Raw genomic sequence first — 9,381 nt, 5'->3', positions numbered from 1 at the left:
CGGATCTTGTGTCGATCGATCACGCCGGTAGGCAATTGCACATTGCGATGGTTGTACCGCCTTATTTCGACGTTCCACCCAAGGCCTACGGCGGGGTCGAGGCGGTTGTCGCCGATCTCGTCGATTCCCTCGTCGACCGCGGCCATCGGGTCACCCTGATCGGCGCGGGCGAGCCCGGCACCAAGGGCGAGCTGATCCCGGTGTGGGACCGGATCCTGCCCGAGCGGCTCGGCGAACCGTTCCCCGAGGTCGTGCACGCGCTGAAGGTGCGCCGCGCCATCGAGCGCCTGATCGCCACCGACGGCGTGGATCTGGTGCACGACCACACCTTCGCGGGCCCGCTCAACGCGCCGGTCTACCGCGCGCTCGGCCTGCCCACCGTCATCACCGTGCACGGCCCGGTGGAGTCCGACTCCTACTGCTACTACAAGGAACTCGGCGACGACGTGGCGCTGGTGGCCATCAGCGACCGCCAACGCGAGCTGGCGCCGGACCTGCCGTGGGTCGGCCGCGTGCACAACGCGCTGCGGGTCAGCGAATGGCCGTACCGCCCCGACAAGGAGGACTACGCGCTGTTCCTCGGGCGCTTCAACGAGGACAAGGCGCCGCACCTGGCGCTGGAAGCCGCACACGCCGCGGGGATTCCGCTGATCCTGGCCGGCAAGTGCAGCGAGCCGCCGGAGCAGGCCTACTTCGAGGAGTACGTCCGTCCGCTGCTGACCGAGCGCGATCATGTGTTCGGCCTCGCCGACGCCACCGCCAAGCGTAAACTTCTCTCCGGCGCACGGTGCCTGCTGTTCCCGATCCGCTGGGAGGAGCCCTTCGGGATGGTCATGATCGAATCGATGGTCTGCGGAACCCCGGTGGTGGCGCTGCGCGGCGGCGCGGTCTCCGAAGTCCTCGTCGACGGCGTCACCGGTCGCATCTGCGACGACCCCGCCGAGTTGCCCGCCGCGATCGAGGAGGTGCGCTCGATCGACCCCGCGGCCTGCCGCGCCCACGTGATGGCCAACTTCGACGCCGCCGATACCCTCGGCCGCGGCTACGAGCAGATCTATCGCCGTCTGCTGCTCACCGAAGCGGTTGCCCGCAAGAGCGATACGGTGGCGCGCGGCTTCGGCGCCGCCCGGCTGGCCGGTGCGGAGCGGATGCGCGCGGTCGCCGCGGGCGGGCCCGCGTGAGCATGGCCGATCCGAACGCCGGCCCCTCGCCGCTGAACGCGGGCGAGGCGGCCGGTTTCGGCGGCTCCGGCTCGGTGACACTGGTGGAGGGCTCCACCTTCTGCCTGTCCAACCGGCTGGGCGACGTCGAACCCGGCCGCCCGCACGGGCTCTTCTTCCGGGACGCGCGTGTGGTGTCGCGGTGGGAGCTGCTCGTCGACGGGAAGCCGGCCGAACCACTGTCGATCATCAGTCCCGAGGCCTTCACGGCCCGTTTCGTGCTGCGCAGGCCGCCACAAGCCGGCCTGGCCGACAGCACACTGCTCGTGGTGCGCGAGCGCATCGTCGCCGAGGGCATGCACGAGACGCTGATCCTGGAGAACATGGGCCGCGAACCCACAGCGGTCACCCTGGAACTGCACGTCGACGCCGATTTCGTCGATCTGTTCGCGGTCAAGGAGGGTCGCGCGGGTCATCATCGGGCCGAGGTGACCGTCGGCGACGGTGAACTGCTGTTGCACGATCGCGTCGACCGGATGCGCGGGCTTTCGGTCTCGGCGAGCGTCGAACCGCTGGTGCAGCCGGGCACACTGACCTGGCGTGCGGTCGTCCCGGTCGGCGGGGTCTGGCAGACCGAGATCATCGCCCAGCCCACACTCGGCAATCAGCGTGTGCAGACGGCGGTCTCCCCCGGCGAGCACTACGGGGTGAGCGCGCCGGGCCGCAAGATCGAGGCCTGGCGCGACACCGCCACCGACATCGTCGCCGCCGACCCCACACTCACCCAGGTGCTGCGCCGCACCGAGAGCGACCTGGGCGCCCTGCAGATCCACGACGAGTCGGGCAGGCCGTTCGTGGCCGCGGGCGCGCCCTGGTTCATGACCCTGTTCGGCCGCGACAGCCTGCTCACCGCGTGGATGGCGCTGCCGTTGGCGGTGGACCTGGCGGTGGGCACCCTGCAGCAGCTGGCCGAATTGCAGGGCCGCGCGGTCGATCCGCTCACCGAGGAGGAGCCGGGGCGGATCATGCACGAGATGCGCCGCGGCCCGGCGGGCGGGCAGGTGCTCGGCGGGCAGATCTACTACGGCACCGTCGACGCCACCCCCCTGTTCGTCATGCTGCTGGCCGAATGCCACCGCTGGGGCGCCGACGAGGAGGCCATCCGCGCGTTGCTGCCCGCCGCCGACGCGGCGATCGAGTGGATCACCCATTACGGCGATCGCGACGGCGACGGTTTCGTCGAGTACCGGCGCGCCACCGACCGCGGCCTGATCAACCAGGGCTGGAAGGACAGCTACGACGGCATCAACGATGCCGAGGGGCATCTGGCCGAGGCGCCGATCGCACTGTGCGAGGTGCAGGGCTATGTGCACGCCGCCCTGCTGGCGCGTGCCGAACTGGCCGAGGCCTTCGGCGAGCTCCCGCTGGCGGGCAGGCTGCGGGAGCGGGCCGCCGAACTGCGCGGCAAGTTCGCCGAACAGTTCTGGCTGCCCGAACGCGGCTGGTACGCCGTCGCTCTGGACGGCGCCAAGCGCCGCGTCGACGCGCTGACCAGCAATACCGCGCACTGCCTGTGGGCGGGCATCGCCGAGGACGAGCACGTCGCCGAACTCGTGCGTCAGCTGTCCGGCCCGGAGATGGACAGCGGTTTCGGCCTGCGCACCCTGGCCGCCACCATGGGCGCGTTCAATCCTATGAGCTACCACTGTGGCTCGGTGTGGCCGCACGACACCGCCATCGGAGTCGCGGGCCTGCTGCGCTACCGGCACGTTCCCGGCGCGGTGGAACTGGCCACCCGGCTGGCGAGCGGGCTGCTCGACGCGGCGGCCGCGTTCGGCGGCAGGCTGCCCGAGCTGTACTGCGGTTTCTCCCGGTCCCGGTTCTCGGTGCCGGTCCCCTATCCCACCTCCTGCTCACCGCAGGCGTGGGCCAGCGCGGCGCCACTGCTGCTGGTGCGCGCGTTCCTCGGTCTCGATCCCGACGTGCCCTCGCGTACCCTCACCCTGCGCCCCCGCCTACCGGCGGAATGGGGCCGGGTGTCGCTGACCGAGCTGCGCCTGGGCGACATCACCGTCGATCTGGAGGCCGAGGGCACCGAAGTGATCTCCGCCAGGGTGCCGCAGGGCTGGCAGCTCGTCACCGAGTAGCGGCCGCGGCGCGCATCGCGTATCACGGAACATCGCGCCCGCGTGCGCATCCCACGACCACGACCGACCCGGCACGTCCCGGCCGGTCCCCTTCGACCTGGAGTCATCATGCAGACCTCACTGGACCGTCTCGACCTCTGGGGCGCCGGACACCGCGACTGCGCGGCCGAACCGACCGACCTCACCCCGGATCTCGCCCACTTCCTGCGCGCCGTGCACGCCGGGCACGGTCCCGACTGCAGGCAGTACCTCGCCGCCGCCGCCTTTCTCGCGGGGTGCGCGAGGTGAACGCCGCCGAACGCGCCGGGACCGCGCAGCAGAACTGAGCACCGCCGGGCAGAGGCCGCGCCCCGAGACGTCCCGGAGCGCACCGCTGGTCACCCGGCCGGCGAACCGGCCCAGGCGAGCAGGTCATCGACCGGCCAGGTGTTGATCACCCGTTCGACGGGCACACCCGCGGCGACGGCGCGCTCGCAGCCGTAGCCCTGCCAGTCCAGCTGACCCGGCGCGTGCGCGTCGGTGTCGACGGAGAACAGGCATTCCATCTCGACCGCCAGCTCCAGCAGCCGCATCGGCGGATCGAGACGTTCCGGGCGGCAGTTGATCTCGACGGCGGTGCCGTACTGCCTGCACGCCTCGAACACCACCTCGGCGTCGAAGGTCGACTCGGGGCGGGTGCCGCGGCCGCCGGTGACCAGCCGTCCGGTGCAGTGCCCGAGCACGTCCACGTTCGGGTCCGCCACTGCGTACACCATGCGCTGGGTCATGGCCGCAGAATCCGCGCGCAGATGCGAGTGCACGCTGGCCACCACGATGTCGAGTTCGGCGAGCAGGTCGGCGCGTTGATCGAGCGAGCCGTCGTCGAGGATGTCGACCTCGATGCCGGTCAGGATGCGGAACGGCGCCAGCTGCTCGTTCAACTCGGCGACCACGTCGAGCTGCCTGCGCAGCCGGTCGGCGGACAACCCGTTGGCCACCGTCAGGCGCGGGGAATGGTCGGTGAGAGCGCAGTATCGGTGACCGAGGGCGGCCGCGACACGCATCATCTCCTCGATCGGGCTGCCGCCGTCGGACCAGTCCGAATGGGTGTGCAGGTCACCGCGCAGCAGTGCGCGCAGCGGCGCGCCCGGCGCCCCGATGGGCTCGGCCTCGGCGCGCAGCGCGGCGAGTTGATCGGGCACCCGGCCCGCGGCAGCCTGCGCGATGACGGTGGCGGTCTTCGGGCCGATGCCCGGCAGTTCCCGCCAGCTGTCGCGGGCCCGGCGGGTGGCGAACTCCGCCTCGTCCAGCGCGGCCACCGCGTCCGCGGCACGCCGGTAGGCCTTCACCCGGTAGGTCTCGGCGCGCTGCCGTTCCAGCCAGAACCCGATCTCGCGCAGCGCCTCCACCGGACCCGGCGCGTGCGCCGGGGTGGGAGGGCCCGGCCGATCGGGTGCGGCCATCTAGCGGATCCTGCTGTATTTCAGAAAGGCGACGCCGTCCTCGAACACCCGGCTGGTGATGACACGGAACTGTTCGGGTTTCGGCAGCCGCTGCCCGCCGCCGAAGAGCGGACGCCCCCGGCCGAGCACGATGGGGTACAGCTTGAGGAAGATCTGGTCGATCTCCGGCAGCAGCGTCTGCGCCAGCTCCCCACCGCCGCACAACCAGATGCCGAGGCCCTGTTCCTTCTTCAGCTCACGCACCCGGCCGAGCGGATCCTCGGAGATCAACTCGACGCCGACGCCGGGGCTCTCGGTCAAGGTCGTGGACACCACGTACTGCCGCAGGTGCTCGTAAGGGCTGGACGTGCCGGTGCGCACCCCGAAGTCGTGGGTCTTGCGGCCCATGAGCACGGTGTCGAAGGAGGAATTGCGCTTGGCGATACCCAGCGACTCCCTGACCTTGGTGGGCAGGGTCTCCGGGTACTGCGCCGTGATCGCCTGGCTGTGGTCGCCACCGACCGGGAAGAAGTCGACCGACCCGTCCTCGGTGGCGATGAAACCGTCGATCGTCGCGGCCACGTAGTAGGTGAGCTTGCGCATCATGTCCTTCCTCCGACGGCACAGGTCGTCGGGCCGTCGAAGGCAACGGTAGCGCGCGGCGCGTGGCTCCCGCGAGGTCTTCACGGACTCGACCCGGCAGCGGACCCGACTCGGCGGCGCACCCCGCGCGGGCGGCTTCGGGAGGGGGCGGCGGATTCAGCGGCGACGCGGCACGGGCTGGCAGCGCGGGCAGAAATAGGACGAGCGGTTCATGAACTTCTCCCGCGCGACCGGCGCCCCGCAGCGCCTGCACGGCTCGTCCTGCCTGCCGTAGACCGCCAGGGCACGTTCGAAGTAGCCGGACTGGCCGTTGACGTTCACATAGAGCGCGTCGAAGGAGGTTCCGCCCGCGGCGAGCGCCTCGTCCATGACCGCGCGCACCTCGGTGAGCAGGCCGCGCAGCGCGGGCCGGGTGAGGCCGGCGGCGGGGCGGTTGCCGTTGATGCGGGCCCGCCACAGCGACTCGTCGGCGTAGATGTTGCCGACCCCGGAGACGACCGTCTGGTCCAGCAGCACCCGCTTGATCTCGGACTTCTTGGCCCGGATCACCGCCACGGCGGCCTCGGGATCGAAACGGGGGTCCAGCGGGTCGCGGGCGATGTGGGCGACCGGCTCGGGCACCAGCGAGCCGTCCACCTCGACGAGCGGGGCCAGCGCCCAGCCGCCGAAGGTGCGCTGGTCGACGAACCGCAGCTCGCTGCCGTCGTCGAGGGTCGCGCGGATGTGGGCGTGCTTGTCCACGGGGGCGTCGGCGGGTTGCACCAGCATCTGCCCGCTCATCCCGAGATGCACCACGAGGGCGGCGTCGAGCGCGGGACCGGCGGTGCGGGAATCGGGTGTGCCGGCATCGGGCTCGTCGAAGGTGAGCCACAGATACTTGCCGCGGCGGCACGCCTCACGAACCCGGCGACCGCTGATGCCGGCGATCAGGTCGGCGGCGCCGAGCACATGCCTGCGCACCGAGCGCGGGTGTGTGACGGTGACCGCGTCGATGACGCGGCCTGCCACGTGCTCGGCCAGGCCACGCCGGACGACCTCGACCTCGGGGAGTTCGGGCACGTCAGGATTCGGCGGTCAGCGCCCGGTAGGCGGCGCCCGCGGCCTTCTGCTCGGCTTCCTTCTTGGAGCGTCCGACACCGGAACCGTAGGCCTGGCCGCCGATCATGGTGGTGGCGGTGAATTCCTTGTCGTGGTCCGGGCCCGTCGAGGTGATCTCGTAGGAGGGCACGCCGAGACCGCGCTCGGCGGTCAGCTCCTGCAGGCTCGTCTTCCAGTCGAGCCCGGCGCCCATTCTGGGGCCGCGCTCGAGCAGCTCGGCGAACAACCGCAGTACCACGCCACGCGCCACCTCGATGCCGTGCTGCAGATGCACGGCACCGAGCAGCGACTCCATGCCGTCGGCGAGGATGCTCGGCTTGTCCCTGCCGCCGGTGAGCTCTTCGCCCTTGCCGAGCAGCAGGTGCGCGCCGAGGCCGCCCGCGCCGAGACCTCGCGCCACTTCCGCGAGCGCGTGCATGTTCACCACGCTCGCGCGCAGCTTCGCCAACTCGCCCTCGGACTTGTCCGGGTGCTCGTGGTAGAGCCGCTCGGTGATGCTCAGGCCCAGCACCGAGTCGCCGAGGAACTCCAGGCGCTCGTTGGTGGGCAGGCCGCCGTTCTCGTAGGCGTACGACCGGTGTGTCAGCGCCAGGCGCAACAGATCCGGTCGTACGTCGACGCCTAGCGCCTCGAGCAGACTCGCGTGATCACCGGACGCACCGGCGTTGTCCTTGCTGGCCGTCACGTTCGAGTTCGGTGGTCGAGGTCAGACGGCGGAGGTGACCTGGCGGCCCTTGTAGGTGCCGCAGGACGGGCACGCGATGTGCGGCAGGGTCTTCTCACCGCAGCCCCGGTTCGGGCAGGTGATCAGGGTGGGGGCGGCAGCCTTCCACTGGCTGCGCCGCGACCTGGTGTTGGAACGGGACATCCGGCGCTTGGGAACGGCCACGACTAGTTCTCCTCTTGTCCTGTACTCACTTGCCGCAGAACGGCTGACTGGGGGTCTTGCTGGTTTATCGGTCTCGATCGGCGTCCGCGTCGGGAACGCCGTTACCGGGCGATTCCGAGGCGAATTTCGCCAGCCCGGCCCAGCGAGGGTCAAGTATCTCATGCCGATGATCGGATCCCGCAATCGCCATCGACACTCCGCATTCCGGGCAGAGACCGGGGCAGTCCGCCGAGCACAGCGGCTGCAACGGCAACTCCAGCCCGATGGTGTCGACGATGAGCGGCTCCAGATCGATGAGATCGTCGCTCATCCGATAGACCTCGTCGTCCTCGGTGGTCTGCTCGGTGGTGCTGTCCGGGTAGGCGAACAGCTCGGTGACCGACAGGGTGACCTCGTCGCTGAACGACTCGAGGCAGCGCGAGCACTGCCCCGCGATCGGCGCCGTCACCGTGCCGGTGACGAGCACGCCCTCGGACACCGCCTGCAGGCGCAGATCCAAGTCGACCTCGGCGCCCACCTCGATGGCCACCAGGTCGAGCCCGATCCGCTCCTCGGTGGTGACCTCGCGCCGCAACTCCCGCATGGTGCCGGGGCGACGGCCCAGGCTGCGGACGTCCAGCACGAAACCCGCGTCGACCCGGCGCGAAGACGCCCGATCACGCGAGGTGGAACCGGAACCGGCGGACATCACGAACTCACTCACATGTCGAAAGGGGAATGGGCAACCACCCCACAGTACGCCGAAGGCCCCCGAGGGCCAAAACGCAGGCCGCCGGCGATCAGCGGCGGTAGTCGGCGGCGTAGTCCGGCGCACCCGCGCCGGTGCGCAGCTGGTGCCTGCCGCGCCCGACGGTGCGCAATGTGCTGTTGAGGGTCTCCTCGAAGCCGGCGAGCGTGGAGTCGACGTAGTGGTCGCACTCGTCGCGCAACCGGTCGGCCTCGGCCTGGGCGGCGTCGATCAGGCGGGCGGACTCGGCATGCGCGGCGCGCACCACCTCGGTCTGGGCGACCAGCCGCGCCTGCTCGGCCTGGCCGTCGGCGACCGAGCGCTCGTAGGACGCCTTGCCGGATTCGATGAGCCGCTCCGACTCCGCCCTGGCGCGCTCGGTGAGCGCCTCGTATTCGGCCTTGGCCTCGGCGACGGTGCGCTCGGCCTCGGCCCGGGCGGTGGAGACGAGGTGGTCGGCGTGTGCGCCTGCCTCGGCGACCATCCGGTCGGCGTGTGCCTTGGCCTCGGCGAGGATGCGGTCGGCCTCGGCGCGCGCGGCGCCGACGGTCTCTCGGGCCTGCTCGTCGGCGGTGGTGACCGTGGTCTCGGCCGCGCCGCGGGCGTCGTTGACGATCTTGTCCCGATGGTCGAGCACGTCCTGGGCGTCGTCGAGTTCGCCGGGTAGCGCGTCGCGCACGTCGTCGAGCAGGTCGAGCACGTCGCCGCGCGGGACGATGCAGTTGCGGGTCGGCGGAATGCCGCGCGCCTCCTCGACGATGGCCACCAGCTCGTCGAGCGCCTCGAATACCCGATACATGCTCACCAACCTCGTTCTCGTGCCAACCACGGACAGCTCGCCCTCACGCCAGTGTGCCCGCCGTCACCGGTTCTGCCGAGTCGCTTGCCGGTGTGTCGGCCCCGATGTCTCACAGACCACAGCGTGTCGGCGCCTCGGGGGCAGGCACGGGCGACGCCGGCGACGCAACCGGCGGGCAAAACCGGCAATCAAGTGGAGTCTCATCCTCCGCTTCATGTACATTCCTTGGCTGGGACCGCCGAAGTCAGCCGGTCCGCGAGCCATATTCGATCGGATAGACCATGACCGCTCTGGAACCCCCGAGCTCGGCAGTGCTGCCCGCGGGCATGTACACGCCGTGGGCTGTGCCGTATCCGGCGGTCCTCCCCGCCGCGGCGTCCGGGAAGCGGTCCCGATGGGCTCGTATGGCCCATTACCTGCGCGGCGATCGCGCGCTGCCCCAACTGGGGCGCTTCGCCCTGGTCGGCGGCGCCAGCAACATCACCTACGTGCTGCTCTTCGCCGCCATGTACGGCATGGGCTCGATCACCGCGAACA

At 70.7% G+C, this 9,381-nt stretch carries 10 protein-coding genes and 1 pseudogene; 4 read left to right on the top strand and 7 right to left on the bottom strand.

The genetic code is table 11. The features are described from left to right. The first annotated feature begins 8 nt into the window (after positions 1-8). The 3 genes from QH283_RS01445 (at position 9) to QH283_RS01435 (ending at position 3,595) form a co-directional block, all read left to right on the top strand. Positions 9-1,181 (top strand): glycosyltransferase family 4 protein, encoded by a 1,173-nt coding sequence (locus QH283_RS01445; protein ID WP_280501211.1) that lies wholly within the window; start codon positions 9-11, stop codon positions 1,179-1,181. Between the two features lie 2 nt (positions 1,182-1,183). After that, positions 1,184-3,307 carry an amylo-alpha-1,6-glucosidase gene (locus QH283_RS01440; RefSeq protein WP_280501208.1) on the top strand — a complete coding sequence of 708 codons (2,124 nt, stop codon included), beginning with the start codon at positions 1,184-1,186 and terminating at the stop codon, positions 3,305-3,307. A gap of 108 nt (positions 3,308-3,415) precedes the next feature. Beyond that, complete coding sequence (locus QH283_RS01435; RefSeq protein WP_280501207.1) at positions 3,416-3,595, top strand: hypothetical protein; 180 nt, start codon at positions 3,416-3,418, stop codon at positions 3,593-3,595. 89 nt (positions 3,596-3,684) lie between these two features. Here the strand turns inward: QH283_RS01435 and QH283_RS01430 are convergent, their stop codons facing one another. The 7 genes from QH283_RS01430 to QH283_RS01400 all read right to left on the bottom strand — a co-directional run bounded on the left by QH283_RS01430 (position 3,685) and on the right by QH283_RS01400 (position 8,844). After that, positions 3,685-4,749 (bottom strand): PHP domain-containing protein, encoded by a 1,065-nt coding sequence (locus QH283_RS01430; protein WP_280501206.1) that lies wholly within the window; start codon positions 4,747-4,749, stop codon positions 3,685-3,687. Next, on the bottom strand, positions 4,750-5,331 hold the full coding sequence (locus QH283_RS01425; protein WP_280501210.1) for a dihydrofolate reductase family protein: 582 nt from the start codon (positions 5,329-5,331) through the stop codon (positions 4,750-4,752). Positions 5,332-5,487: 156 nt separating this feature from the next. Continuing rightward, a complete protein-coding gene (gene mutM / locus QH283_RS01420; protein ID WP_280501205.1) occupies positions 5,488-6,390 on the bottom strand; it encodes a bifunctional DNA-formamidopyrimidine glycosylase/DNA-(apurinic or apyrimidinic site) lyase in 903 nt (300 codons plus the stop codon). 1 nt (position 6,391) lies between these two features. Further along, positions 6,392-7,114 (bottom strand): ribonuclease III, encoded by a 723-nt coding sequence (gene rnc, locus QH283_RS01415; protein ID WP_280501204.1) that lies wholly within the window; start codon positions 7,112-7,114, stop codon positions 6,392-6,394. Positions 7,115-7,135: 21 nt separating this feature from the next. Next, positions 7,136-7,318: a 50S ribosomal protein L32 gene (gene rpmF, locus QH283_RS01410; RefSeq protein WP_280501203.1), complete on the bottom strand. Its 183-nt coding sequence runs from the start codon at positions 7,316-7,318 to the stop codon at positions 7,136-7,138. Positions 7,319-7,382: 64 nt separating this feature from the next. After that, entirely contained in the window at positions 7,383-8,006 is a 624-nt protein-coding gene (locus QH283_RS01405) for a YceD family protein (protein WP_280501209.1), read from the bottom strand. Between the two features lie 91 nt (positions 8,007-8,097). Continuing rightward, complete coding sequence (locus tag QH283_RS01400; protein WP_280501202.1) at positions 8,098-8,844, bottom strand: DivIVA domain-containing protein; 747 nt, start codon at positions 8,842-8,844, stop codon at positions 8,098-8,100. A gap of 281 nt (positions 8,845-9,125) precedes the next feature. Here QH283_RS01400 and QH283_RS01395 point away from each other — a divergent pair. Then, positions 9,126-9,381 (top strand): annotated as a pseudogene (locus QH283_RS01395) (GtrA family protein); the annotation flags it as partial.

Origin of the sequence: Nocardia farcinica (assembly GCF_029867845.1) — a bacterium.
Taxonomy (GTDB): domain Bacteria; phylum Actinomycetota; class Actinomycetes; order Mycobacteriales; family Mycobacteriaceae; genus Nocardia; species Nocardia farcinica_A.
The sequence above is the reverse complement of the archived record's forward strand: the minus strand, read 5'-3'. Positions and strand labels throughout refer to the sequence as shown.

What these genes read in the sequence shown, in the direction of transcription:
- QH283_RS01425 (WP_280501210.1), bottom strand. Translation starts at nt 5,331, where the DNA reads ATGCGCAAGCTCACCTACTACGTGGCCGCGACGATCGACGGTTTCATC.
- QH283_RS01430 (WP_280501206.1), bottom strand. Translation starts at nt 4,749, where the DNA reads ATGGCCGCACCCGATCGGCCGGGCCCTCCCACCCCGGCGCACGCGCCG.
- QH283_RS01405 (WP_280501209.1), bottom strand. Translation starts at nt 8,006, where the DNA reads ATGTCCGCCGGTTCCGGTTCCACCTCGCGTGATCGGGCGTCTTCGCGC.
- QH283_RS01400 (WP_280501202.1), bottom strand. Translation starts at nt 8,844, where the DNA reads ATGTATCGGGTATTCGAGGCGCTCGACGAGCTGGTGGCCATCGTCGAG.
- QH283_RS01440 (WP_280501208.1), top strand. Translation starts at nt 1,184, where the DNA reads ATGGCCGATCCGAACGCCGGCCCCTCGCCGCTGAACGCGGGCGAGGCG.
- QH283_RS01435 (WP_280501207.1), top strand. Translation starts at nt 3,416, where the DNA reads ATGCAGACCTCACTGGACCGTCTCGACCTCTGGGGCGCCGGACACCGC.